The sequence below is a fragment of the Frondihabitans sp. OV104 genome, from assembly GCF_057787745.1.
On record NZ_CM173541.1, the window covers coordinates 2,194,558 to 2,219,714 of the forward strand.

General features: G+C 69.4%; 25 protein-coding genes, 1 pseudogene and 1 riboswitch. Of the genes and pseudogenes, 13 read left to right on the forward strand and 13 right to left on the reverse strand.

The annotated features are described in order from the left end of the window. Window position 1: 1 nt before the first annotated feature. Window positions 2-835 (reverse strand): pyrroline-5-carboxylate reductase, encoded by an 834-nt coding sequence (proC, locus tag AC3CBB_RS10380; RefSeq protein WP_488624509.1) that lies wholly within the window; start codon window positions 833-835, stop codon window positions 2-4. Between the two features lie 73 nt (window positions 836-908). On the opposite strand from proC, the gene AC3CBB_RS10385 reads away from it, so the two are divergent. Then, a complete protein-coding gene (locus AC3CBB_RS10385; RefSeq protein WP_488624510.1) occupies window positions 909-1,871 on the forward strand; it encodes a cation diffusion facilitator family transporter in 963 nt (320 codons plus the stop codon). Window positions 1,872-2,283: 412 nt separating this feature from the next. Here the strand turns inward: AC3CBB_RS10385 and AC3CBB_RS10390 are convergent, their stop codons facing one another. After that, the gene (locus AC3CBB_RS10390) at window positions 2,284-2,715 is read right to left on the reverse strand and encodes a nucleoside deaminase (protein ID WP_488626738.1); all 432 of its coding nucleotides are present in this window, start codon (window positions 2,713-2,715) and stop codon (window positions 2,284-2,286) included. 72 nt (window positions 2,716-2,787) lie between these two features. On the opposite strand from AC3CBB_RS10390, the gene upp reads away from it, so the two are divergent. From upp to AC3CBB_RS10435, 9 genes are all read left to right on the forward strand, one after another. After that, window positions 2,788-3,423 (forward strand): uracil phosphoribosyltransferase, encoded by a 636-nt coding sequence (upp, locus tag AC3CBB_RS10395; RefSeq protein ID WP_488624511.1) that lies wholly within the window; start codon window positions 2,788-2,790, stop codon window positions 3,421-3,423. A 467-nt stretch (window positions 3,424-3,890) separates the two neighbouring features. Beyond that, window positions 3,891-4,589 carry a winged helix-turn-helix domain-containing protein gene (locus AC3CBB_RS10400; protein WP_488624512.1) on the forward strand — a complete coding sequence of 233 codons (699 nt, stop codon included), beginning with the start codon at window positions 3,891-3,893 and terminating at the stop codon, window positions 4,587-4,589. 275 nt (window positions 4,590-4,864) lie between these two features. Beyond that, a complete protein-coding gene (locus tag AC3CBB_RS10405; RefSeq protein WP_488624513.1) occupies window positions 4,865-5,590 on the forward strand; it encodes a hypothetical protein in 726 nt (241 codons plus the stop codon). A 76-nt stretch (window positions 5,591-5,666) separates the two neighbouring features. Next, a complete protein-coding gene (locus tag AC3CBB_RS10410; protein WP_488624514.1) occupies window positions 5,667-6,245 on the forward strand; it encodes a MarR family winged helix-turn-helix transcriptional regulator in 579 nt (192 codons plus the stop codon). After that, the gene (locus tag AC3CBB_RS10415; protein WP_488624515.1) at window positions 6,246-7,619 is read left to right on the forward strand and encodes a cryptochrome/photolyase family protein; all 1,374 of its coding nucleotides are present in this window, start codon (window positions 6,246-6,248) and stop codon (window positions 7,617-7,619) included. Further along, complete coding sequence (locus AC3CBB_RS10420) at window positions 7,616-9,055, forward strand: serine hydrolase domain-containing protein (protein ID WP_488624516.1); 1,440 nt, start codon at window positions 7,616-7,618, stop codon at window positions 9,053-9,055. The genes AC3CBB_RS10415 and AC3CBB_RS10420 overlap by 4 nt, the downstream gene beginning before the upstream one ends. Window positions 9,056-9,140: 85 nt before the next feature. Then, a complete protein-coding gene (locus AC3CBB_RS10425) occupies window positions 9,141-9,581 on the forward strand; it encodes a GNAT family N-acetyltransferase (protein WP_123505876.1) in 441 nt (146 codons plus the stop codon). An 80-nt stretch (window positions 9,582-9,661) separates the two neighbouring features. Continuing rightward, window positions 9,662-10,249 (forward strand): TetR/AcrR family transcriptional regulator, encoded by a 588-nt coding sequence (locus tag AC3CBB_RS10430; protein ID WP_158614157.1) that lies wholly within the window; start codon window positions 9,662-9,664, stop codon window positions 10,247-10,249. A gap of 29 nt (window positions 10,250-10,278) precedes the next feature. Continuing rightward, window positions 10,279-11,064, forward strand: coding sequence for a dienelactone hydrolase family protein (locus AC3CBB_RS10435; protein WP_488624517.1), 786 nt, complete (start codon window positions 10,279-10,281; stop codon window positions 11,062-11,064). 43 nt (window positions 11,065-11,107) lie between these two features. On the opposite strand, the gene ribH is transcribed toward AC3CBB_RS10435, so the two are convergent. The 4 genes and pseudogenes from ribH to AC3CBB_RS10455 form a co-directional block, all read right to left on the reverse strand. Continuing rightward, complete coding sequence (gene ribH, locus AC3CBB_RS10440) at window positions 11,108-11,596, reverse strand: 6,7-dimethyl-8-ribityllumazine synthase (RefSeq protein WP_123505268.1); 489 nt, start codon at window positions 11,594-11,596, stop codon at window positions 11,108-11,110. 35 nt (window positions 11,597-11,631) lie between these two features. Beyond that, window positions 11,632-12,270: pseudogene (gene ribB / locus AC3CBB_RS10445) on the reverse strand (3,4-dihydroxy-2-butanone-4-phosphate synthase); the annotation flags it as partial. Continuing rightward, window positions 12,267-12,899: a riboflavin synthase gene (locus tag AC3CBB_RS10450; protein ID WP_488624518.1), complete on the reverse strand. Its 633-nt coding sequence runs from the start codon at window positions 12,897-12,899 to the stop codon at window positions 12,267-12,269. The pseudogene ribB and the gene AC3CBB_RS10450, both read right to left, overlap by 4 nt. 109 nt (window positions 12,900-13,008) lie before the next feature. Further along, a riboswitch (FMN riboswitch) is annotated at window positions 13,009-13,158 on the reverse strand. A 138-nt stretch (window positions 13,159-13,296) separates the two neighbouring features. Further along, window positions 13,297-13,962: a pentapeptide repeat-containing protein gene (locus AC3CBB_RS10455; protein ID WP_158614158.1), complete on the reverse strand. Its 666-nt coding sequence runs from the start codon at window positions 13,960-13,962 to the stop codon at window positions 13,297-13,299. A 22-nt stretch (window positions 13,963-13,984) separates the two neighbouring features. Between AC3CBB_RS10455 and AC3CBB_RS10460 the strand changes: the two genes are divergently transcribed. Then, window positions 13,985-14,845, forward strand: a complete 861-nt coding sequence (locus AC3CBB_RS10460) for an aminodeoxychorismate lyase (protein ID WP_488624519.1) — start codon at window positions 13,985-13,987, stop codon at window positions 14,843-14,845. 36 nt (window positions 14,846-14,881) lie between these two features. Here AC3CBB_RS10460 and AC3CBB_RS10465 read toward each other — a convergent pair whose 3' ends face one another. From AC3CBB_RS10465 to AC3CBB_RS10490, 6 genes are all read right to left on the reverse strand, one after another. Then, window positions 14,882-16,237: an L-serine ammonia-lyase gene (locus tag AC3CBB_RS10465; protein ID WP_488624520.1), complete on the reverse strand. Its 1,356-nt coding sequence runs from the start codon at window positions 16,235-16,237 to the stop codon at window positions 14,882-14,884. An 84-nt stretch (window positions 16,238-16,321) separates the two neighbouring features. Further along, the gene (locus tag AC3CBB_RS10470) at window positions 16,322-17,230 is read right to left on the reverse strand and encodes a carbohydrate kinase family protein (protein ID WP_488624521.1); all 909 of its coding nucleotides are present in this window, start codon (window positions 17,228-17,230) and stop codon (window positions 16,322-16,324) included. 16 nt (window positions 17,231-17,246) lie between these two features. Then, window positions 17,247-18,650: a glycoside hydrolase family 32 protein gene (locus AC3CBB_RS10475; protein ID WP_488624522.1), complete on the reverse strand. Its 1,404-nt coding sequence runs from the start codon at window positions 18,648-18,650 to the stop codon at window positions 17,247-17,249. 50 nt (window positions 18,651-18,700) lie between these two features. Beyond that, window positions 18,701-19,603, reverse strand: a complete 903-nt coding sequence (locus AC3CBB_RS10480) for a carbohydrate ABC transporter permease (protein WP_488624523.1) — start codon at window positions 19,601-19,603, stop codon at window positions 18,701-18,703. Then, on the reverse strand, window positions 19,600-20,442 hold the full coding sequence (locus tag AC3CBB_RS10485) for a carbohydrate ABC transporter permease (protein WP_488624524.1): 843 nt from the start codon (window positions 20,440-20,442) through the stop codon (window positions 19,600-19,602). Before AC3CBB_RS10485 ends, AC3CBB_RS10480 begins: the two co-directional genes overlap by 4 nt. A 116-nt stretch (window positions 20,443-20,558) precedes the next feature. Further along, a complete protein-coding gene (locus AC3CBB_RS10490; RefSeq protein ID WP_488624525.1) occupies window positions 20,559-21,962 on the reverse strand; it encodes an ABC transporter substrate-binding protein in 1,404 nt (467 codons plus the stop codon). A gap of 181 nt (window positions 21,963-22,143) precedes the next feature. Here AC3CBB_RS10490 and AC3CBB_RS10495 point away from each other — a divergent pair, with 181 nt between their 5' ends. Then, window positions 22,144-23,145 carry a LacI family DNA-binding transcriptional regulator gene (locus AC3CBB_RS10495; protein WP_488624526.1) on the forward strand — a complete coding sequence of 334 codons (1,002 nt, stop codon included), beginning with the start codon at window positions 22,144-22,146 and terminating at the stop codon, window positions 23,143-23,145. Then, complete coding sequence (locus tag AC3CBB_RS10500) at window positions 23,142-24,620, forward strand: GH32 C-terminal domain-containing protein (RefSeq protein WP_488624527.1); 1,479 nt, start codon at window positions 23,142-23,144, stop codon at window positions 24,618-24,620. The genes AC3CBB_RS10495 and AC3CBB_RS10500 overlap by 4 nt, the downstream gene beginning before the upstream one ends. Before the next feature lie 32 nt (window positions 24,621-24,652). Here the strand turns inward: AC3CBB_RS10500 and AC3CBB_RS10505 are convergent, their stop codons facing one another. Further along, window positions 24,653-25,138: a MarR family winged helix-turn-helix transcriptional regulator gene (locus tag AC3CBB_RS10505; RefSeq protein WP_488624528.1), complete on the reverse strand. Its 486-nt coding sequence runs from the start codon at window positions 25,136-25,138 to the stop codon at window positions 24,653-24,655. Window positions 25,139-25,157: the final 19 nt, after the last annotated feature.

Below are 25,157 nucleotides of genomic sequence, written 5' to 3' on the forward strand. Positions count from 1 at the left end.
CTCACTCGCCGCCGATCTCCTTGGCCCGCGCCAGCGCGGCCGCCGCGGCGTCGTCGAACACGGCCTTGAGGTCGGCTCTCTGCAGCACCTCCACCGCCCTCTCGGTCGTCCCGCCCGGGCTCGTCACCCGGCGGCGCAGCTCGGAGGGATCGATCACCTCGCGGGCCAGCAGCTCGCTCGCCCCGCGGAACGTGCCCTGCACCATGGTCGCGGCCTGGTGGTCGGTGAAGCCGAGGTCGACGGCCGCACGGGTCATCTCCTCGATCAGGTAGAAGACGTACGCCGGTCCCGAGCCCGAGATGGTCGAGAGCGCGTCGATCTTCTCCTCCGGGATCGTGACGACGTCGCCGACGCACGAGAAGAGGGAGCGGGCGAGCGCCAGGTCGGCGTCGCTCGACCGGCTGCCGGCGGCGAGGCCCGTGACGGCGAGGCCCACGACGGCCGGTGTGTTCGGCATCGAGCGGAGCACGGCCACGTGCTCGGGCAGGACGGCCTCCATCGCGGCGGTGGTGATCCCGGCTGCGAGGCTGACGACGATCGTGCCCGCTTCGAGGACCGGCGCGATCTCGCGCAGCAGGTCGACGACCAGGTACGGCTTCACGCCGATGAGCACCAGCTTCGCGCCCGTGACCGCCGACGCGTTGGCGGCCGGATCGGTCTCGGTGGCCAGAGACGTGACGGCTCCGCGTCGCAGGGCGCCCGCCTTGGCCTCGGAGCGGTTGGTCACGCGGAGACCCCCCTCGACGGTCACCTCCGGGCTGAGCAGCCCCTGCAGGATCGCACCGCCCATCGATCCGGCTCCGAGAATCGCTGTGGCGGGCAGGGTGGTGGTCATTCGTCCATCCTAGGATTGGCGGCAGCGACGCGGGCGCAGGGGTCCGGGTCGCGAATCACGAGGAAGGCTTTGCATGAGCTCGGGTCACGGAAACAAGGCGATCTTCGCGGCGCTCGGCGCCAACCTCGGGATCGCCCTCGTCAAGCTGATCGCGTGGGCCCTGTCGGGGTCGGCGTCGATGCTGGCAGAGGGCATCCACTCCATCGCCGATTCGGCCAACCAGTTCCTGCTGCTGATCGGCGGCCGCCAGGCGAAGAAGGCCGCCGACGAGGAGCACCCGTTCGGCCACGGCCGCGAGCGGTACGTCTACGCGTTCGTCGTGTCGATCATCCTGTTCTCGGTCGGCGGCGTCTTCTCGCTCTACGAGGGCATCGAGAAGCTGCAGCACCCCCACGAGCTCGAGGTGCCGTGGCTGCCGATGATCGTGCTCGTGATCGCGATCGGCCTCGAGGGCTTCTCGCTCAAGACGGCGCTCGGCGAGGCGCGGCCGCACAAGGGCACCGGATCGTGGGTGCAGTTCGTCCGCCGGGCGAAGGCCCCCGAGCTCCCCGTGCTGCTGCTCGAAGACACCGCGGCCTTGACGGGCCTGGTGTTCGCGTTCTTCGGCGTCGGCCTCACCTGGGTCACCGGCAACAGCCTGTTCGACGCGCTCGGCACGGTGCTGATCGGCGCGCTGCTCATCCTCGTCGCGATCGTGCTCGGCATCGAGACGAAGAGCCTGCTCGTCGGCGAGGGCGCGTCGTCCACCGACGTCGCGGCGATCCGCTCGGCCATCACCGAGGGCGCCGAGGTCGAGTCGATCATCCACATGAAGACCCTCTATCTCGGGCCCGACGAGCTGCTCGTCGGCGTCAAGGTGGCGTTGAGCGGGCGCATGCTGCTCGCCGACGTCGCGTCGTCGATCAACGCCGTCGAGGCGCGGATCCGCGCGGCCGTTCCCGTAGCACGCGTGATCTACGTCGAGCCGGACGTCTACGCGGCGCCCGACGCCGTCGCGCCGCCGACCGACGCGATCATCCTCCGCGCCGCCGATTAGCCGGTCGCCTGATGGTCTCGGGCCGGACTTCGCCTGGTCCTCGGCCGCGGCGGCCGGCTAATCGATGCCTTCTGGCGCCTTCGGCGCGGCGCGGCTTCGCCGCAGCGTCCGCCAGACCGCCGGAGCGGCGCGGGCCGGGCTTCGCCTGGTCCTCGGCCGCGGCGGCCGGCTAATTGATGCCTTCTGGCGCCTTCGGCGCGGCGCGGCTTCGCCGCAGCGTCCGCCAGACCGCCGGAGCGGCGCAGGCCGGGCTTCGCCTGGTCCTCGGCCGCGGCGGCCGCTAATCGATGCCTTCTGGCGCCTTCGGCGCGGCGCGGCTTCGGCGCGGCGTCCGCCAGCCCGCCGGAGCGACGCGGGCCCGCGGGATAGACAGCGGGTTTGAGCCGAAACGGCGGGGCGGAGCGGGGCCTCGTCAGCGGCGGGCGGCGAAGAAGTCGAGCAGGACGGCGGCGCACTCGTCCTCTCGCACGCCGGCGTACACCTCGGCCCGGTGCGGCAGGCGCCGGTCGCGCAGGATGTCGTAGAGGCTTCCGGCGGCACCGGCCTTGTCGTCCCAGGCGCCGAACACGACCCGCGGAACCCGCGCCGCCAGGATCGCCCCGGCGCACATCGGGCACGGTTCGAGGGTGACGACGAGGGTGCAGCCGGTGAGGTGCCAGTCGCCGGTGGCACGGGCCGCGGCCCGCAGAGCGAGGACCTCGGCGTGGGCGGTGGGATCCTGCGCCCCCTCGCGCTCGTTGCGGCCCGAGCCGATGATGCGCCCGGCGGCGTCGACCACGACGGCCCCGACCGGGACGTCGCCCGTCGCGGCGCAGAGAGCGGCCTCGTCGAGGGCGTCGCCCATCCACGCGGCGAACTCCGTCGGCATCGCGGGCACCGGCCACCTCCGTCGTTCGACTCCGCTAGCCTCGAGCCTATGCGAGTGCACGTGGCCGACCACCCCCTCATCACCCACAAGCTGACCGTGCTCCGCGACCGGCGGACCAAGTCGCCGACGTTCCGGGCCCTCACCGAGGAGCTCGTGACGCTGTTGGCCTACGAGGCCACGCGCACCGTCCGCACCGAGCCCGTCGAGATCGAGACGCCGGTCGCGACGACCATCGGCCTCGCGATCTCGAAGCCGCGGCCGCTGGTGGTGCCGATCCTGCGCGCCGGCCTCGGCATGCTCGAGGGCATGACGAAGCTCGTGCCGAGCGCCGAGGTGGGGTTCCTGGGCATGATGCGCGACGAGGAGACCCTGCAGCCGGTCACCTACGCCGAGCGCGTCCCCGACGACCTGTCGAACCGCCAGTGCTTCGTGCTCGACCCCATGCTCGCCACCGGCGGCTCGCTGATCGCCGCGATCGACTTCCTGCTCGCGCGCGGAGCCGTCGACGTCACCGCCGTCTGCATCCTCGCCTCGCCCGAGGGACTGGCCGCCGTCGAGAAGGCCATGCACGGCCGCGAGGTGTCGATCGTGCTCGGCGCCGTCGACGAGCGCCTCAACGAGAACGGCTACATCGTGCCCGGACTCGGCGACGCCGGCGACCGCCTGTACGGGCTGGCCGAGTAGGGCACGGGCGGCACGTCCGGTTGACACCGGGCGTCGCCGTGCGAAACAATCGGGGCCATGACTGCACACTCGTTCGCCCCGATCACCCAGGGAGCCTCCGCTCCCCGAGGTCTCAAGGCGTCGGCCGGCATGATGTCGGTCACGGCAGTCATGTGTTGTCGAATGCACGCCTAAAGGCGTCCGACCCGCCGAGTCTCCGCAGGTCCGCAGACCTGATACCGCTGTCTGCGACCCGCACCCTCAGTGCGAGCACACCCGCTCGCGAGGCCGACTCCGGATGCACATCCGCCCACCCGGCGGCGCATCCCCACTTGCTACCCGCTTCGAGCCTCATTCCGCTCAGCAGGGAGCCACGCGGCACACACAGAAGGCATCGCGTTCCTTCTCCGCACGCCCCTCCCGCTCCACGAGGGTCGCGACAGCGGACGAACGGGCGCCTTCGACGTCCCAGAGGACTCAGCTCACCCATGTCACTCGCACTCGATACCACCCCCGTCCAGACCACCCAGCGCCACCTCACGGCCGTCACGGAATCCCCCGCCCCCCGCCTTCGCGCCGTCCCCGAGGGGAGCGAAGCCCGAGGCTTCGTCCTCTACGTGGGCATCGACGAGCTCAAGGCCCTGGAGGCCGGCACGAGCCTCGGCGAGATCGTCTCGCAGCTGCGAGCCCTGACGCAGCAGCTGGCCCCGGCCGCCGAGACGCACGCCGCCGTGGCGCTCGCCCCCGAAGGCGCCGGGGGGCGCGACGTGGATGTGGTGCGACTCGCGCTGCAGGATCCTGCCGCCCTCGCGAAGCACCGCCACACCGATGTCGACGAGGAGCCCGGCGCCCGCGGCGGCGTCGTGGTCGACATCTCGCGCAAGCGCGTCCTGCTCGACGGCGACGTTGCCCCCCTCACCTACAAGGAGTTCGAGCTCCTGCAGTACCTCGTCCTGCGCGAGGGCCGCACCATCGACCGCGCGGAGCTCATCTCGAGCCTCTGGTCGGCGGCTGACGACGAGGTGCCGAACGAGCGCACCATCGACGTGCACGTGCGTCGCCTGCGCTCGAAGCTCGGCGCGTTCGAGGACATCGTGCGCACCGTCCGCGGCGTCGGCTACCGCTTCGACCGTCACGCCGACGTGTCGATCCGTCAGGCCTCCACGCCCAGCCCCGACGTCTTCTGAGCCGCCCTCGCCGTTGTCCCCCGGCCCGCCGACATCGCGTACCCCGGCCGTCAGTGGCCACTGGGTGACTTCCCAGCAAAATAACGATTCGGTAACTAGACGTCGTTACCTCGCCGTTATACATTGATGTCACTGAAGTTGTTTGCTGTGGCAACGTCAGTGGAATGTGATTGCAGGACACTCTTGGTGCAAGGGAGAAGGCCAGCTACCCGCCTCGGTAGCTGGCCTTCAGTCTGTCGACCGGGGCTGTGCCCCGGGGATGCCAGACTGGGCGCGTGACTCTCGCAGACCTCCGGTGGATCTCCTCCGACCAGCGCCCCCACGGCGTCCTCCTCTACGACCCGGACGACGTCGACTGGGTCGACGCGTCGGGCCGGTCGCCCCTCGGCGTGGTCCAGCCGGTTCGCGTCGGCTCCGAGTTCGAGGTGAGCTTCGTCGTGCCCGGCAACGTCCGCCCGACGAGCGACCTGCTCGACACCGCGCTGCCGGAGCTGGGCCTCTGGCTCGCGTACGGCGTCGACGATCTGCCGTCGGAGCTCGTCGTGACGCCGTCGATCGATACGTCGACGACCGACATCACGGCGACCTGGTCGGACGACGGCCCGGTCAGGCTGGACGGCTTCGACGAGGCGCGGGCCGAGATGGGATGGTCGTCCGAGCAGGCCGCCGAGGCGCGCACCTGGATCGACTCGATCATCGATCTGGCCCGCCGGCTCCAGCCGCACATCGAGCTCACCGCCGAGCGCGTCGAGGACGACATCGCCCACGGCTTCACCATCTCGATGCCGTTCGGCGACAACGAGAACATCGACGGCGGCTACATCGCCACCGTCCTGCTCGAGACGGATGCCGAGGACGCCGAGCTCGACCCGGAGGCCGTGAAAGACCTCGGCCTCGACGGCGCTCGCGCCTGGACGGCGGTCGTCACGCAGTTCCCGGGGCTCTTCCTCACCGAGGCCTGCGGCTACTACGGCTTCGAGGTCGCGGAGCCGACCGAGTAGCCCGTCGGCACCTCGCCTCCCCGGTCTTTTGTCGGCGGTACTCCGTACACTGATGGAACTGTTTGAGGGAGTAGCGATGAGCGACAAGAGCGCGGCCGTGGGGGCCTGGGAGGCCCTGTTCCGGGCGCAGGTCACGATCATGCGCGAGCTGACGGCGTGCTTTCCCACCAACGAGATCTCGTTCAACGAGTACGACGTGCTCTTCAATCTGTCGAACCAGACCGACAAGCGCGCTCGCATCAAAGACCTGACCCAGCACCTGCTGCTGACTCAGCCCTCGATCAGCCGCCTCGTCGACCGCCTCACCGCGAAGGGCATCGTGGAGAAGCTCAGCGACCCCGGCGACGGTCGCGGCATCATCGTGGCGCTCACTTCCCTCGGCAGCGAGGTCTTCCGGTCGACAGCCGTCCGCCACGCCGATGCCATCGCGCGCCGGGTCGGCGGGACTCTCGACCGCGACGAGCTCGAGCAGCTGATGGCGCTCTGCCTCAAGCTGCGCCTGGGCCCGAAGATCGCGGACACGCCGAACGAAGACCGGCTGTGCTTCCCAGACGATCCCAGCCTCCCGGGCGACGCGGCGAACGCGCCGGATGAGCCGGCGGCGGCTGCCGAGTCGAGCGAAGGCGTCACCGCCCCCGTCGGGGTCGGCATCTGAGTGGCCTCCCCCACCCTCGTCTGGCTCCGTGACGACCTCCGGGTCGCCGACAATCCCGCCCTCCACCAGGCCGTCCAACGCGGCGAGCCGATCGTCGTCGTGTTCGTCCTCGACGACGAGACGGCCGGTATCCGGCCGATCGGCGCCGCCTCCCGCTGGTGGCTGCACCACAGCCTCGAGTCGCTAGCCGCCGACCTCGACGACCGCGGGGCTGCGCTGACGCTCCGCCGCGGCCCGGTGGCCGACGTGATCCCCGCCCTCGCCGCCGAGATCGACGCCGGTGCCGTCGTCTGGAACCGCCGCTACGGCGGTCGGGCCCGCGAGGTCGACGCGGGCATCAAAGAGGCCCTGACCGACGCCGGCATCGAGGCGCACAGCTTCCAGGGCAGCCTCCTCTTCGAGCCGTGGACGATCAAGACCGGCTCGGGCACCCCGTTCAAGGTCTTCACGCCGTTCTACCGCGCGTGCCTCGACCAGCCGGAGCCCCGCCACCCGTATCCCGGGCCGAAGCACCTCGACGGCCTGACCCCCGCGCCGAAGGGCGACCGCCTGAGTTCCTGGTCGCTGCTGCCCGAGAAGCCCGACTGGGCGGGTGGCCTGCGCGACCGGTGGGAGCCCGGCGAGGCCGGCGCTCATCGTCGTCTCGAGCAGTTCATCGCCGACGACCTCGCCGACTACGACCGGCGCGACTTCCCCGGCGAGGACACCCAGAGCCACCTCTCGCCGTTCTTGAAGTTCGGAGAGATCAGTCCGTTCCAGGTGTGGCACCGCCTCCGCGGAGACCTGTCGCCGGCCGCGAAGAAGCAGGCGGCGGGCTTCTTGCGCGAGGTCGTCTGGCGCGAGTTCAACTACACGGTCCTCTTCGCCAACCCCGACCTCGCGACGGCGAACTACCGCCCCGAGTTCGACGCCTTCGAGTGGGCGGAGCCGCACGAGGCCGACCTCGAAGCGTGGCAGCAGGGCCGCACCGGCATCCCCATGGTCGACGCCGGGATGCGCGAGCTCTGGCAGACCGGCGTCATGCACAACCGCGTGCGCATGATCGCCGCCAGCTTCCTGATCAAGAACATGCTCGTCGACTGGCGAGTGGGCGAGGCCTGGTTCTGGGACACCCTCGTCGACGCCGACGAGGCCAACAACCCCGGCAACTGGCAGTGGGTGGCCGGGTCGGGCGCCGATGCGGCGCCGTACTTCCGCGTCTTCAATCCGGTGCTGCAGGGCGACAAGTTCGACAAGCAGGGCGACTACGTGAGGCAGTGGGTGCCCGAGTACGGCACCGACGACTACCCCGAGCCGATGGTCGACCTGAAGCGGTCGCGGCAGGAGGCCCTCGACGCCTACGACCACATGCGACGGAAGGCCGGTCTGAAGTGACGTCGCTCGCAGAGGCCGTGCGCGGCGTCGACAGGCTCTTCGCCCAGCGAGCCGGCGAAGATCAGCGAGCCGGCGAGGGTCATGCCCCGAGCGCCTCGTACGGGGTGTTCACGCCCGAGGGCCTGGTGCACACCGGCTCCACGGGAACGGTCGCAGGAACGCGGCCCACCGCCGACACCGTCTACCGGATCGCGTCGTGCACCAAGAGCTTCACGGCCACCGCCCTCCTCGCCCTCCGCGACGCGGGGTCGCTCCACCTCGACGACCCGGTGACGGCGTACGTCCCCGCCTTCGAGGCCGTCCGACTGCCGTCGGCCGACGCGCCGGTGCCCACGATCCGGATGCTGCTCACGATGTCGGCGGGCCTTCCCACCGACGACCCGTGGGGCGACCGGCAGGAGTCGATCACCGACGAGGCCCTCGACGCCCTGCTCACCTCGGGGCTGTCGTTCGACAGCGTGCCCGGCACCCGATTCGCCTACTCCAACCTCGGCTACGCCCTGCTCGGCCGGGTCGTCGCGGTCGCGAGCGGCACCCCCTACCGCGACGTCGTCACCCGGTCGATCCTCGAGCCCCTCGGGCTCGCGTCGACCGGGTTCGTGCGGCCCGACGACGCCGACGACCGACTCGCCGTGGGCCACCGGAGGCTCGACGGCGAATGGCAGCCGCTCCCCTTCTCGGGCCCGGGCGGCTTCTCGCCGATCGGCGGGCTGTTCAGCACCGTCGCCGATCTGTCGCGCTGGGCACGCTGGCTGTCGTCGGCATGGGCCGACGGCCGCGACGGCGACCGCGACGGGATCCTCTCGCGGGCGTCGCGGCGCGAGCTCCAGCAGATGCACCGGTACGTGCCCGCGGTGTCGAAGTCGAGCGGCGAGCCGACCGCGTACGGATTCGGGCTGTTCGTCGAAGACCAGGTCGACCTCGGAACGGTCGTGTCGCACTCCGGCGGCTACCCCGGCTTCTCGGCGCACATGCGCTGGCACGCCGCCTCCGGCATCGGCATGGTGGCGTTCGAGAACGCGACCTACGCGCAGGTGTCGGTCCCGACCGCCTCGACGCTGCACGCGCTGCTCCACGACGTCGACGCCGCGCCGCGCGCCACCGTGTGGCCCGAGACGCGCGTCGCCCAGGCGGCTGTCGATGCCGTCGTGCGCGGGGCCGACGTGCCCGCGGGCCTCCTGAGCGAGAACGTCGATCTCGACGTGCCCCTCGGCCACCGCCGCACGGCCTGGGCCGAGGCGATCGACGCCGTGGGCGGGCTCGCCGAGCAGCCGCTCCCGGCGGGCCCCGAGGCCGGGCCCGACGAGGAGTCGTCGGCGCCCTCGCACCTGGTGTGGCGGATCCCCGGCGCGCACGGCCGGCTGCGGGTCGAGATCCGCCTGACCCCGGAGGCGGCGCCGCGGGTGCAGACGCTGGGCGTGCGCGTCGAGCGCTGAGAGCGGCGGCGGGCCTGCACCGGCAGGCGCCCGTCGATGTGTTCGATAGACAGAGCGCTCGGCGATCACCCCGTACGCTCGAAGCATGACGGTCACGCACGACGACGCCCTCACCGCCCGCCTCGACCCGACGGTGCTCTACCGGATCATGCGGCTGCGCGTCGACGTGTTCGTCGTGGAGCAGGCGTGCGCCTATCCCGAGCTCGACGGCCGCGACCTCGAGCCCGACACACGCCAGTTCTGGACTGCCGACGCGAGCGGCGACGTGCTGGCGACGCTGCGCCTCCTGCACGACGGAGAGGATCGCAGGATCGGCCGGGTCGCCACCGCCCTCCCCGCCCGCGGGCACGGCTACGCCGGCGTCCTGATGCAGCGCGCCGTCGATGCCGCCGAAGGCCGGCTCACCCGCCTCGACGCGCAGGCCCGCCTCGAGGGCTGGTACGCGCGCTTCGGCTTCGTGCGCTCGGGCGACGACTTCCTGGACGACGAGATCGTGCATGTTCCGATGACGCGCCCGGCAGGCTGACGAGGCTTCTCACCGACACACCGAACGTTCTGTTCCGGATTTCTGGCCCGGGGATGCCGCTCTGGACATACACTCGAAAAATGGCACGCAGAGAGACCCCTCCTCGCGAGAGGATCCTGGCGTCCGCGCACACGGAATTCGCCGAGCGAGGCCTCGCCGGGGCCCGGATCGACACCATCGCGCGGAACGCGGAAGCAAGCAAGGAGCGCTTGTACGCGCACTTCAAGACCAAGCGCGACCTCTTCGACGCCGCGCTCGGCTCGTCGATCGACCGCTGGCTCGAGGCAGTGCCGCTCGACGCGAACGACATGCCCGGCTGGGCGTCCCGGCTCTACCTGCACTTCTCCGCCCATGTCGACGACGCCCGGATGATCCTCTGGGGTCAGATCGAGGGCGTCAGCCTGTCGAGCCCCGGCATCGTCGATCACGAGGAGCTCGAGGCGCGCCGGGAGCGCGTGCGGGAGGCGCAGGCCGGCGGCCTGATCGACTCGGAGTGGCGCGTCGACGAGGTCTTCACGATGTCGTTCGGCCTCGTGCTCTCGTGGTTCGTCACCCCGTCGACGACGAACCTCCACCGCGAAGACACCGAACGGCGCGCGATCGTCGTCCGCGAGGCAGTCGACCGCATGCTGTCCGTCGCCCCCATCCCGGTCGCCGTCGGCGAGTAGAGCAGTCTCCTGCGAGTAGCGTCGGGACAATGACCCTCGATGCCTCAGCCCTGACCCCCGAACTCCGCGACCTCCTGGGCTCCGTGCCCGAGGCCGCCGTCACCGCCACCGACGTGCAGCACGACTCCGCCGGTACCGCGCTCGGGGGCTATCTCGCCGCTCCCGCGGATGCCGACGATCTCTCGCCGGCCGTCCTCGTGCTTCATGACTGGTTCGGCCTGACCGACCACGTGAAGGTGCGTGCCGAGATGCTCGCGCGCCTCGGCTACATCGCCCTCGCAGGCGACATCTACGGCGCGGACAGCCAGCCGGCGGACGGCGACGAGGCGGGTGCCCTCGCCGGGAAGTTCTACGGCGACGTCGACCTGTTCCGCGAGCGCGTGCTCGCCAACCTCGAGACCCTCAAGGCGACGCCGGGCGTCGATCCGTCGCGCATCGCCGTCATGGGCTACTGCTTCGGGGGCTCGGGCGCGCTCGAGGCCGCCCGCGCCGGGGCCGACGTCGCCGGGGTCGTGTCGTTCCACGGCAACCTCAGCACGCAGTCCCCCGCCGCGTCCGGCTCCGTGACGGCGCCCGTGCTCGTGCTGACGGGTGCGGCCGACCCCATCGTCCCGCCGGCCGCCGTCGAGGCCTTCGAAGACGAGATGACCAGCGCGGGCGCCGACGACTGGCAGATCGTGTCGTACTCGGGCGCGCTGCACGCGTTCGCGGTGCCCGGCACCGACGCGCCCGACCACGGCGCCGCGTTCCAGGAGCGGGCGAACACGCGCTCGTGGGCGGCGATGGAGACGTTCTTCGGCGAGGTCCTCGCGTAGCCCGTTCGCTGAGCGGCCGATTCGAGGGTCCGGCCCCGTCGAGCTACGAGACCAGGGCGGGCGCCGCGATCGCGCGCAGCGTGAGCACCGTCTCGACGGCGGCCGTCGCGGCCTCCGCGCCCTTGTCCTCCTTCGACTCCGGGTAGCCGGCTCGGTCGATGCCCTGCTGCTCGTCGTCCAGCGTCAGCAGGCCGAATCCGACCGGCTTGCCGGCGTCGATCGCGACGCGGGTGAGGCCCGAGGTGGCGGCGTCCGACACGTACTCGAAGTGCGGAGTGCCGCCCCGGATGATGACGCCGAGGGCGACGACCGCGTCGGCGCCGTTCTCGAGCGCGGCCTTCGCGACGACGGGCAGCTCGAAGCTGCCCGGCACGCGCACGACGGTGACGGTGGCGTTCATGGCCTCGAGGGCGCGAAGCGCACCGCTCAGCAGCCCCTCGGCGATCTTCGTGTGCCAGGTGCCCGAGACGACGGTGACGCGGACGCCGGTGCCGTCGATGTCGGTGGTGGTGGGTGCTCCTTCGCCGCTCATGCGGTCGCTCCTTCTGTAGCAGCGGCAGTCGCCGCGGTGGGGGTCTGGCGGGGTTCGCGGGCGTCGAGCCACTCGATGAGCCCGGCGATCGTGATGACGGGCACGCCCTGGGCGGCGCCGAACTCGTGGAGGGCCGGCAGGCGCATCATCTCGCCGTCGTCGGCGACGATCTCGCTGATGACCCCGACCGGGCGCAGCCCTGCGGCGATCATCAGGTCGACGGCGGCCTCGGTGTGCCCGTTGCGGGCGCGGACGCCGCCGGCGACGGCGCGGAGGGGCAGGATGTGCCCGGGCCGGTGCAGGTCGTCTCGCACGGACGCAGGATCCGCGAGCACTCGCAGCGTGTGGGCGCGGTCGTGGGCGCTGATCCCCGTCGTCACGCCCCTCGCCGAGTCGACGGACACCGTGTACGCGGTGCCCCGCTCGTCTTCGTTCCGCGCCACCATCGGCGGCAGGTCGAGCCGGTCGGCGATCTCGGCGCTCATCGGCGCGCACACGAACCCCGACGAGTAGCGGACCAGCCAGGCCAGCCACTCCTGCGAGGCGAGCTCGGCCGAGAGCACGACGTCGCCCTCGTTCTCGCGCGACTCGTCGTCGGCGACGATGATCGGCCGCCCCAGGCGCAGGTGCTCGAGCGCCGTGTCGATCGTGTCGAGCGTGGCGGCGGTGGTCACAGCGCGGCCGCCGTCTCGGACAGCTCGTCGAGCTTGAGCATGCGGCGGACATGGCGGGCCAGCACGTCGGTCTCGACGTTGACCCGGTCGCCGACGGCCTTGTGGCCGAGGGTGGTGGCGGCCAGGGTCTCGGGGATGAGGGAGACCTCGAACCACGCGTCCGGAGTTCCTGGGTCGCTGATCGCACTGACCGTGAGGCTGACGCCCTCGAGCGTGACGGACCCCTTGTCGACGAGGAGCGGCGACAGCTCGTCGCTCAGGCTGAAGCGGAGGCGGCGCCAGGCGTCGCTCGGCTCGAGCTCGACGAGGGTGGCGGTGCCGTCGACGTGACCCTGAACGATGTGGCCGCCGAGACGGTCGCCGACGCGGGCCGCCCGCTCGAGGTTGACCGACGAGCCGGCCTCCAGATCGCCCGTGGTGCTCATGACGAGGGTCTGCTTCATGACGTCGGCGGTGAAGCTGTCGGCCGTCGACTCCACGACCGTGAGGCAGACTCCCGAGACGGCGATGGAGTCGCCGTGGTGGACTCCGTCGACGGCCAGGGGGCCGTGGACGGTCAGCCGGACGGAGTCGCCGTTGTCGTCGATGCGGACGACCCGGCCCAGCTCCTCGATGATTCCCGTGAACACGTGTTCTTCTCCGGTCTGCACTCCGCCTTCGGGGCGGGGTGGCTCTTGTCAGAGCTCCGGGGATGGGTCGGCCGACGGCCGCCGCCCGCGCGCAGGATGACGCGCACGGGCACGCGCTGCCTCCTATCCGGACTTTCACCGTCGGTACTGGAATCACACCAGTTCAGCCGCCTCGCCGTGCGATCGTCATGATCGCCGTGCGGTGCGGGTCGCGGACTATACCGCCGGTTCAGAATCTCACTGACCCCGGAGCGCGTTGCTTGTGATCCACAAGGTATCACCGCCATGTTTCGTTCGCCTTACGCGTTACGTTCGTCGACATTGCGCCGCCGCGGCGGATTCGCCAGAGCCCGGATCCCCGCGGCCGACGCCGGCAATGCGCCCGCGGGACACGGGATCACCGAACCAGCACGCCGATTCTCGCTGCGAGGATCGGAGCGAGCAGCTGGAGCTGGAGGTCGTCGATGACGGCGCCGCCGAGGTCGTCGACCCCGTCGATCCGGTCGAAGGTCGCGCCGCGCAGGTCGACCGACGACAACCGGGCGCCGGTCACGTCGAGGGTGCCGATGCGGCAGTCGAGCAGGGCGACCCGCGTCGCAGAGACGCCGCCGAGATCGAGCTCGGTGATCGAGCAGTTCTCGATGACGACGTCGGTCAGCTTGGACGACCGCAGGTTGAGGTAGTCGATCTTGCCGCCTGAGATCCGCACCGACTCGAGCTCGGAGTCGAACAGCTCGGCCGAGCCCCAGCGCGGACGGTCGAACCGCACGGCCCGCCAGTAGGTGCGTGACGCCTTCAGCTCGGGCGCGAACGACTCGACGAGCACCGACTCGGTGAAGCGGCTGCCGCGCAGCCGGGCGCCGGTCAGCGTCAGCTGCTCGAACACGCACTCGCTGAACCGCGAGCCCTCGAGGTCGTACTCGGTGAGGTCGCCGCCGGTGAACCGCTCGGCGTCGTGCGACTCGCGTGAGCCCAGCTCTTCGGCCGCGGAGTCGTCGAGACCCTGCGGATCGGGTTCGTCGAGACGCGGCGCCTCGAACTCGGTCTTCTTCTTGCTGGCCATGCCAGAAGGGTAGCGTCGGGGTATGACATCGCCAGTGCTGCTGATCATCGACCCCGCCGGAACCATCACGACCGCCGACCCCGACGCCCCGCAGGTGTCGGTGCTCGACCTGGGCGTGACGCGCGGGGACGGCGTCTTCGAGAGCATCGGCGTCGTCGGCGGCCGAGCCCAGGCCCTCGAGCCGCACCTGACGCGCCTCGCGAGGTCGGCGGCGATGCTCGACCTCCCGGTGCCCGACCTCGACGTCTGGCGCGAGGCCGTGCTGCGGAGCATCGAGCTGGCCGACGACACCGCGCCCGAGCTGCTCGTCAAGCTCGTCTACACCCGCGGCATCGAGGGGTCGGCGTCAGCGGCGCCCACCGGCTGGGTGCACCTGTTCGAGGCGGGCGGCTTCGATGAGGAGCGCACGGCGGGGATCGCCGTCGTCACCCTCGACCGCGGCTACCGGAGCGACGTCCGCGACACCTCGCCGTGGCTGCTGCAGGGCGCGAAGACGCTCTCGTACGCCGTCAACAAGGCGGCGCTCCGCGAGGCCGCCCGCCGCGGGGCCGACGACGTGATCTTCGTGTCGACCGACGGCATCGTGCTCGAGGGGCCGAACTCGACGGTCATCGCACTCCTCGACGGCGTCTACGTGACCACGCCCGACTCGCTCGGCGTGCTCGAGGGCACCACGCAGGCGGCGTTCTTCGCCGACGTCGAGTCACGGGGCGGCTCGACCGCCTACCGCGCCATCACCGTCGACGAGCTCCACGCCGCGACCGCCCTGTGGCTCGCCTCGTCAGGACGCCAGATCGCCCCGGTGGCCACCCTCGACGGCGAGCCGGTGGCGCAGGAACTGGCACTCACCGCCGCCGGGGTCGAGGCTCTCCTGGCCCGCTAGCCCCGTCCCTCTCCCCGCCCCGCCACTTCGAGCGGGTCAGCACTCGATGACGTTGACGGCGAGGCCGGCCGCCGAGGTCTCCTTGTAGTTCGCCGACATGTCGCGGCCGGTCTGGCGCATGGTCTCGACGACGGTGTCGAGGCTGACGAAGTGCGACCCGTCGCCGAGGAGGGCGAGCCGGGCGGCGGAGACCGCCGTTCCTGCCGCGATCGCATTGCGCTCGATGCAGGGCACCTGCACGAACCCGCCGACCGGGTCGCAGGTCAGGCCGAGGTGATGCTCCATGGCGATCTCGGCCGCGTTCTCGATCTGGCGCCACGAGCCGCCGAGCACCGCGGTCAGGCCGGCGGCGGCCATCGACGACGCCGACCCGACCTCGCCCTGGCAGCCGGCCTCGGCTCCTGAGATGGAGGCGTTGCGCTTGTAGAGCGAGCCGATCACGGCGGCGGTCAGGAGGTAGTCGCGCACGACGGCGGCGCGCTCGATGCCGAGGAAGCGGATCGCGTAGAGGCCTACGGCGGGGATGATCCCGGCGGCTCCGTTGGTGGGTGCCGTCACGACCCGGCCGCCGCCCGCGTTCTCCTCGTTGACGGCGAGCGCGAACGCCTGCAGCCAGCGAGCCGGGGCATCGGGGTCGGTCGCCGACACCTCGGACAGGCGCGCGGCCACGTCGGCGGCTCGCCGGGGCACCTTCATCCAGCCGGGGAGCACGCCGGTCGCGGTCAAGCCGGCGTCGATGCACGCCTCCATCGCCGCCCAGCGCGCTTCGAGCCCGGCGACCACGGCGTCGGCCCCGTGCAGGGCGACCTCGTTGCGCCAGGCGATGTCGGCGATCGGGGCGTCGTGCTCGTCGCAGAGCGCCAGCAGCTCGGAGGCCGTGTCGAATCCGAGAGGGGCCTCGCGGTCGGGAAGCGCCTGGTCGGGCTCGCCCTCCCTGACGACGAACCCGCCGCCGACCGAGTAGTAGACGTCGCGGCGCACCGTCTCGCCCGTCGTCGAGCGCACCTCGAACGAGAGCGCGTTGGGGTGCGCCGGCAGGCGCGTGAGGGGTGCGAGACGCACGCCGGCGAACCCCACCTCGCCGACGCCGTCGAGAGGCAGCGTGCCGGTGGTCCGCTCGGCCAGCCCGCGCACGGCCGCCGGGTCGCACGTCTCGGGATCGAGCCCCATCAGCCCGCCGATCACCGCGTCGGGCGTGCCGTGGCCGATCCCGGTCGCCGCGAGCGATCCGTACAGCGTCACCTCGAGCGCCTCCACGGAGCCCGGGGCGCAGGAACCCGCCACCTCGCCGGCGAACCTCCGCCCCGCGCGCATCGGCCCCACCGTGTGCGACGAGGAGGGGCCGATACCGACGGAGAACAAGTCGAGCGCCGAGACATACGTCGAAGACATGCTCCGAGGCTACCCTTGCCGCGCGGCAGGTTTTCGGGTGGGGCGGCGGGACGGCCGAAGCGGAGACCTCGACGCATCGAGCAGTCACACGTGAACGTCACGCATGGTCTTGCGCAGGTCGCCGATGCTCGGGAGGTCGGCGCCACGCCGCCCGACCGTGATGGACGCCGCTGCGGCGCTCACAGTGCCGAGCCGGGTGAGATCCGTCTCGGTCAGAGACGACCACGGCACGGATCGGTCGAAGAGCTGCCAGATCAGCGCCGCCATGAACGTGTCTCCCGCCCCCACGGTGTCCACGACGGCGACCGAGCGCCCCGCGACCCGGGTTCGCGCGATGGACGTTGAGAGGACAGCTCCTTCCCCGCCGAGCGTCAGAGCCGCCAGCGATACTCCGAGTCGCAGGAGGTGGTCGAGAACACGATCGGTGTCGAAGCCGGGATAGAGCCACTCGGCGTCCTCATCCGAGAGTTTCAGCACCTGTGCGCCCTGAGCGAGGCGCTCGAACCAGCCCCGGGCGTCAGGGACCTCCTCGAGGAGATCTGAGCGAATATTCGGATCGAAGGACACGGTGCCGCCCGACGCCGTCGTCCTCCGGACCAGTTCGAGGACTTTGCCGGCACCCGGCTGGAGGAACGCGCCGATCGAGCCGATGTGAAGCCATCTCGGAATCTGCTCCAGGCGCGGGAGGTCCCACTCGACATCGAAGCCGTAGCTCGGCTGGCCCCCGGAGGTCAGATGCACTGTCGCCGTCGAGGTCCGCCGAGCTCCGAAGGCGCCCGCCGAGAGTCGTACTCCCGATGCCTCCAGCAGATGCGCGATCCGGTGTCCTCGGTCGTCATTCCCCAGCCACGTCGCGAATTCGACGTCGGCGCCCAGGCGGCCCAGCCCGAGAGCGACGTTGGCAGGACTTCCCCCGGGTATCTCGCTACCTGCTCGCCCGGTCACGATATCGACGAGCGCTTCCCCGGCGATCACGATCGCCGCCCCGTTCACTCCGTGTCCGATTCGGTCATCGTCTGGCCAGGACGTGGTCGGGATCGGCCACGGCGGCGCCCTCGCGCTCGCGCTCGCGCTCGCGCTCGAGGGAGAATGCACTCTCGAGATCCCACACCATCGCCTCGGCGGGCCCGTCGACAGTCCAGGGCGGAGCCGTCGTCGGATAGACGCGGGTCGTCAGAGATCTTCCGGCGCTCGTGAAGACCTCGACGATCGATCCGTCGATCAGGATCCGCACGGCGGGTCGAGCGGTCGAGGGGGCGAACGCATCCCTCGCGATGGCCGGCCTCGCGTCAGCCCGCGTGTCCGAGCTGGCGTGCCTCCGGTCGATCGAGATCGAGTCGGCTTCTGCATCGACGGCGATGAGGAGGTACTCGGTATCGGAGAAGCGCAGCCGGAGCACGCCCGTCTCGGCGACCGGGAGAACCACCTCGGCCTGAGCCCCGATAGTGGCATTGCGGCCGGACCGGGAGTCGCCGAGTCGGAGCGACCTCAGAGCCGGATGCGGCTCGGAGGCGAGCCGTCCGTCCTGCAACCAAGTCGTTCGCGGTGCCGATATCGCACCCGACCATCCTGCGGCCGCAGACCAGTCCATCGGGCGTCCTTCAGTGACCCACCCGAACAAGACCGGGCCCCATGAGCTCGTCCGCATGACGGATGCGGCGTAGAAATTGTGGCCGTCATCGACCCTGTGCGGGATCTGCGGCCCGTCGAGGGCGATGGCGAAGACGTCGCCCGGGCCGGCCGCGTGTGACCACGAGGCCACGATCGCAACCTCTGAGCCTCCCACCGAGAGGATCTGGGGGCACTCCCATCCCTCTCCGGTGTCGACGTCGTTGACGATGCCTCGGGGCATCGACGCGAGATCGCCGACGTACTCCCAGTCGACTCCGTCAGCGGACCGGTAGTGGCGGATCGATGCCGTCTGGTCGTCGGCGGCAGCGCCGACAGCCATCGACCAGGCGCCATCGTCGTACCACACGAAGGGATCCCGGAACATCGTGATCCCCTCGTCGGCGGCCGGGTCGGCGACGACCTGCCGGGGCGGCCCGTAGGTGGCGCCGTCGTCGAGGGACTCGGCCATCAGCACCGACTGGAAGGGATTGTGGTCGACCTTTCCGGAGTAGTAGGCCCTGACGGCTCCGCTGTGAAGCACAGTGTTGCCGGACCAGGCACCGCCCGAGTCCGCACCACCCGGAACAGGCACGATGGCTGGGCGGTGAAGGCGCCAGTGAACGAGATCGTCACTGGTCGCGTGGCCCCACTCGACGGGTATCTCGATGTCGACCCGGGGTCGAGACTGAAAGTACAGGTGCGCCTGGCCACCGATGTCGATCGGTCCGTTGGGGTCGTTGACGTACCCGCGCGGAAGGCGGACATGGAACCGCGGAAGGTGGTGATCGGCTGTGCGTGTCATTGACGGAGGTCCTTCCCTGCGCGCCGAAGTGGATCCGGCCGGAGTCTCGTTCATCGGGATGATCCTGCCGTCACGCCTTCGATGAAGTACCTCTGAGCGAGGATGAAGAGGAGAACGCTGGGGATCATGGTCAGGATCACGCCGGCGAGGACGACCGAGATCGAGCCGGTGCCGAGGTTGCCCTGAAGGGCCACGAGTCCCAGCGGGAGCGTGAAGGTGTTCTGCTGGTTGAGGAAGATCAGAGGGCGGTAGTACTCCGCCCAGAAGCCCGAGAAGTTCAGGATCGCCAGGGTCGCCACAGCGGGGCTCGCCATGCGGATGTAGATGTGCCGGAAGACGCCGAACTGGCTGGCACCGTCGATCCGAGCGGCTTCCCCGAGTTCCTTGGGCATCTGCATGAAGTACTGCCGCATCAGGAACGTGCCGAACGCGCTGCCGAGGGCCGGGATGATGAGAGACGCGATCGAGCCGGTGAGGCCGATGTCTTTCAGGATCACGAAGACCGGAATGATGATCGTCTGGATCGGCACCATCATCGTCGCGAGGAAGATCCCGAAGATCGTGTTCTTCCCCGGGAACGAGATCATGGCGAAGGCGTACCCCGACAGGCTGCAGGTGACCGTCTGCCCGACGACGATGAGCAGGGTGACGACGACGCTGTTCAAGAAGAACTGTCCGATCGGCAGCTGGTGGAACACGGCGGCGTAGTTGCTGAAGTCCCAGTCCACCGGAAACCACTGCGGCGGATTGTTGAACGACGCGGCGGGCGTCCGAAGCGATGTCGTCAGGGTCCAGAGGAGCGGACCGAGGGCAAAGACGGCGGCGATGATCAGGATTACCAGGCCGAGGGCGCTGCCGACCGTGACAAGGGGCTTCCTGCGTCGGACGACGCCGTCGACACGGGGCTTGTTGTCGTCGAGAGCGGGGACCGGGTGGAGGATTTCTGTCGTCATTGGTAGAACACCAGCTTTCGTGCGGCGATGAATTGAAGGCCCGTGATGATGCCGATGATGACCAGGAGCAGGATGGCGATGGCGGAGGCGAATCCGAACTGGAGGTTCTGGAACCCGGCTTGGTACATCGCGATGGTCGCGGTCGTGGTGGCCGTCCCGGGCCCGCCCTTCGTCATGATGAAGGGCTGGTCGAACAGCTGCATCGCATTGATCATCGCGATGACTGTCGCGAACAGGATCGTCGGGCTGATCAGCGGGATCTTGATCCTGAACAGCGTGCGCCACGGACCGGCCCCGTCGATGGCCGCGGCTTCCTGCACATCGACGGGCACGGACATGAGGGCTGCGACGAAGAGGACGAACGTGAAGCCAACCTGCTGCCACACGACGACGAGGACGATGGTGACCTTTGCCGAGAATGGATTGTTCAACCAGTGCACGCCCGAGAGGCCGAGCTCGCCGAGGTAGTAGTTGATGAGGCCGAACTTGGTGTCGAAGATATAGCCCATGAAGATCGACACGGCGGCCGTCGATGCCAGCAACGGCAGGTAGAACGACGTGCGGAAGAACACCCGCGTGGCGTTCCGGCGCCGGTTGTTGGCCAACACCGCCAGCAGCATCCCGAGAGAAATCTGCAGGATCACGATTGCCAGGGCGAGGGTGATCGTGACGCCGAACGATGCCAGCACCTGCCCATCGGTGAAGAGCCGCGTGTAGTTGTCCAGACCGACGAACTTCGGAGGCGTGAAGACGTCCCACGATGTGAAGGACAACCCGAGGGACGCGACGATCGGGGCAAGGGTGAAGACCGCCACGAAGATGACGGCGAGCCCGATCATGAGAAAGCCGAATGTGGCTTCGCGACGGCGTGCCCTCTTGGCACCCGGGCGTGCATGCGGGGTCACGCGGCGAGGGCCCGTGGCCGAGCCATCGCGGCGTTCGAGAGTGGCTGACATCAGGACGACTGCTTCGCTGCCTGCTCGAAATCGGCCTGCATGCCGTCGAGAGCCTTCTTGGCGTTGCCGGACGAGATGGCCTCCGTGGTGCGCTGATTCAGCGATGTCGCCAGAGCGTTGTAGTACGGCGGTGCCGAGATCGGAACCGAGTTGTCCAGTTGGTCGTAGAACGTAGACCAGTGCGCAGGTCCGGTGGAAGCGTACCGGGCGCTTGTCATGAGGGGCTTCTGGGCGGGGGTGGTCACATTGCCCGGCCACAGAGTGTCGAAAGTCGACGGCTGCACCATGAGCTTCACCACCTCGAAGGCGAGGTCCTTCTTCTTCGAGGAGTTGAAGATGCCGTAGCCGCCGGCACCGAAGAGCGACTTGTTGCTCTTCCAGGTCGGGAAGTTCACGACGTCGAAGCTGCCGTCCTTCATGCCCGCGTTGTGGAGGCCGCCGGCCCAGAATCCTCCGCCGATGGCCATGCCGATCCGGCCCGAGGCGAAAAGTCCCTGAAGGGTCGCACCGCCTCCGACATCGGGCGACGGCGAGTAGCCCGACTTCTGGAGGTCGATCATGTACTCGAGCGCCTCGACGGCAGCGTCGGAATTGGCTGTCGGCTGACCCCATTTCCATCCGCCGTTGCGACCGCTCACGCCGATGGCGTTGTTCTTGAAGGCGTCGCTCTTCCAGAGCCAGTCACCGCCGGAGTACTTGCCCTCCTCGAGCAGGTTGCCGTCGTTGGCGTACAGGAACGAGGTCCAGCTGCCCCACAGGCGCACGACCCAGTCGAAGGCGTTCGTGTTGCCGCCCATCTTGGCGATGCTGCCAGCCGAAGAATGGAAGTCGTCCATCGTCCAGTTGCTCTTGGGTGCATCCAGACCGGCTTTCTCGAAGACGCTCGTGGAGTAGAACATGCTGCCGGCGTTGAAGCTGTCGGGGAGCGTGTAGAGGTGGCCCTCGTACATCGTCGACTCGACGAGAACCGGGTGGACACCAGAGAAGTAGGTGTCGAGAGACGACAGGTCCTTCGTCACGTAGCTGTCGAGGGGGACCAGCAGGTCCTTGGAGGCGAGCAGCTGCTGACCCTCCGTTGCGACGCTGACGATGTCGGGGGCGTTGCCTGCGGCGATCTGCGTCAGAACCTTTGCGAGGAAGTCGTTCCAGTCGGTGCCGTTGATCGCCGTGACCTGGAAGCTCGCGTTCTTGTCCAGCGCCTTGATCTTCGGCTCGATCGCCTTCTGCAACGTCGTCGCAGCGCTCTGCTCGCCGAAGTAGAGCATGGTGACGGTTCCGCCGCCCCCGCCTCCGGTGTTCGTCGAGCAGGCGGCGAGGCTCGTCAGTCCTGCCAGGGCCAGCCCCGCCCCGCCTGCCTTGAAAAGGGTTCGACGATCGATGGGTGATTGAAATGCTGAGACCATTACCCGCTCCTCTCTGAGCGCTGTCCGGCCCACCTCGTGGTGAGCCAATACGTATTTGCTGGCACGACCTTACACAAGTGGCAGTGACTAGGCAATACGTATTTGCCTCTGCCATGATGAGACAGACAAGGAGGCCCAGATGGCAAGCCGTGAAGCACCCGAGCCGGCCAGGCGCGTGACAATGAAAGACGTCGCTCGGGCCGCCGGCGTATCCCAGCCCACGGTCTCGTTCGTCTTGAACGATCGGCGCGATGTGTCGGTGGCCGACGAGACCCGCGTGCGCGTCATCCAGGCCGCGAAAGATCTTGACTTCCAGCCCAACCGTGCCGCGCAGGCGTTGCGCTCGAATCGGTCTTACACGGTCGGCGTGATAGCCGACAGAGTCGTCTCCCAGCCCTACGCCGGTCGGATCATCACAGGAATCCAACGAGCAGTGCAGGACGCGGGCTACGTCTGCTTCGTCGTCGAGACCGAGCAGACGCCCGACGGGGGCAAGGCCGCGGTCGAGAACCTCGTGCGCCAGGGTGTCGCCGGCCTCATCTACGCAGCGCCCGGCCCCGAGATCGTCTATCCCATCGACGTCCCGGATGGAACCCGGGTCGTCTTCGTCAACTGCTTCCCCGAGACGGACACCACGGCCGCCGTCGTGCTCGCTGACGAGTACCGGGGAGGCCGCGACGCCGCCATGGCGGTGTTCGAGTCAGGCCATCGCGATGTGGTCTTCCTGGGCGGCCCCGAGGATGATTTCGCCTGCCGGGAACGCGTCCGCGGGCTCTTCGACGCCGCTGCGGAAGCGGGAGTTGATCCGTCCGGCATCCGCTTCGAGTACGGCAACTACCAGGTCGGATCCGGGTACGAGCTTGCCACGTCTGCCCTCGAGGAGGGCCATCCGAGCGTGTTCGTCTGCGGCAACGACCGCATGGCCGTGGGCGCCATGATGGCCGCACAGGCGCGCGGCCTCAGCTGCCCTCGAGACATCAGCATCGTCGGATTCGACGACCAGCCCGACCTCGCCGATCAGATGCATCCGTCGTTGACGACTGTCGCGCTGCCTCACGAGCGCATGGGCTTCGAGGCGGCGATGCTCCTGCTCGAAGGCAGGGCACCTGTGCGGCACATCGTGTCGTGCAGATTCATCCCCCGGCAATCCCTGTCAGCACCCCCTACAAGAGGATTCGAGTGAGCAATCGCCCATCGACGCATTTCCGTCCGCCGTCCGCGTGGGTCGGAGACGTCATTCCGTTCGCCGTCGGCGACACCGCATGGCTCTTCTATCTCCTCGACGAACGACCCTCCGAACCCCCGCTGGAGCGGCCGTTCGGCATGCCCTGGGCCGCAGTCACGACGACGGACTTCGTCGAATTCGTCGACCGGGGAGTCATCCTGCCCTCGGGCGGGCCCGATGCTGCCGACTTCGACTGCTATACCGGCAGTGTCGTACGCGACTCTGACGGTCTCTTCCACTTGTTCTACACGGGACACAACCCTCGCATCAGGGTGAGTCGAGACGGGACCGATGGAGATGCGCAGGTCGTCTGCCACGCCACCTCGCAGGGCGATCTCACGCAGTGGACGAAGCACCCCGACTGGGATCTGCCCGCAGGGCCCGAGTACGCACCTCAGGACTGGCGAGACCCGTTCGTCTTCCGCCCGTCCGAGGGCGGACCCTGGCAGATGCTGATGGCCGCTCGCCGTATCGACAAGCCGTTCCGCCGCTCGGGTGTCGTAGCCCGTCTCGAATCGGACGACCTCGTGACCTGGCGCGACGCCGGGACCGCATGGGAGCCCCACCGCTTCATCACACAGGAGTGTCCAGATGTCTTCCAGTGGGGCGACTGGTGGTACCTCGTGTACTCGGAGTTCACGGATTCGTTCTGCACCCGCTATCGCGTCTCGGCTACTCCGGACGGCCCCTGGCATGCCCCAGCGGATGACACCATCGACGGCCGAGCCTTCTACGCGGCCAAGACCGTGGAGCTCAGCGGAAACCGCTTCTTCGTCGGATGGATCGCCTCCAAGCAGGGCGAGCGAGATGACGGCGCGTGGCAGTGGGCGGGCACGATGTCCATCCTCCAGGCGCATCAGCGCTCCGACGGATCGTTGGCCTTCGACCTTCCCGACGCGGTGAAAGACGCCTACGGCGCGGACATCGATGTCACGGAGCAGTTCACTGCTGCGAATGGCGCAGATCCTCGAGTCGGAGCTGGCGCGCGAGATCGATTCTCCGCCTGGCTCGGCCCCGTCCTCGAGCCCGACAGCATCTTCGCCGTCGAGATCGACATCGAGCCTGGCTCTCAGTCATGCGGGGTCCTGCTGCGATCCTCCGACGACGGCGAAGAGGGCTACGCGCTTCGTCTCGAACCGCAGCGGAACAGGATGGTCCTGGATCGATGGCCGCGAGGACGAACCGGCGACGAGCAGTGGCAGGTGCTCGGCGACGTTCCCCACGCGGTCGAGCTCGAGAGATCAGTCGCACTCCCGGCAGGCACGCACCGACTGGAGGTCCACTTCGACCATGACATCTGCGTCGCCGTAATCGATGGCGGGGTCGCCCTGAGCACGCGTCTGTACGACCGGACCGACGGCCGAGTGGGATTGTTCGCACAGGATGGCGGCTTCACGGTGCGGAAGGCGGAGATCAGACACCGGGATCGCTGACCGGCGGCCGAGACGGTAGCCCGGCGCAGGAACTACCCCGCCGCCGCTCCCCCGCGCCCGTGCTCGCGCATCGCGTCGCCCATCTCGCCCAGGAACCGCGTCACCGCGTCGAGCTCGTCGGGCGAGTAGCCGGCCATGACGTCGTCGGTGAGGCGTCCGAGCGGGGCGAAGAAGCCGCGTGCCACGTCGCGGGCGGGCTCGGCGAAATGGACGCGCACGATCCGCCGATCCTGCTCATCGCGCGTTCTCACGACGTGCCCCGCCTGGGCGAGCCGGTCGATGATGCCGGTCGCCGCCCCGGAGGTCAGGTCGAGCGCCTCGGCGATGCCGCCGGGCGTGGCCGGCGAGCCGGCGTCCTGCTGGTGCATCACGTAGAGGAGTGCGTCGAGGTCGCTCGACGAGAGTCCGTGCTGTGTCGAGAACGCGGTGGCGACGTGACGCGACTCGGTCATGAGCATCTGCAGGCGCATGACGATCTCGGCGCGCCGACCGGAGTCGGGTCGTGTGCTCGGGTTCATCGGGAGAACCTCCTCGTTG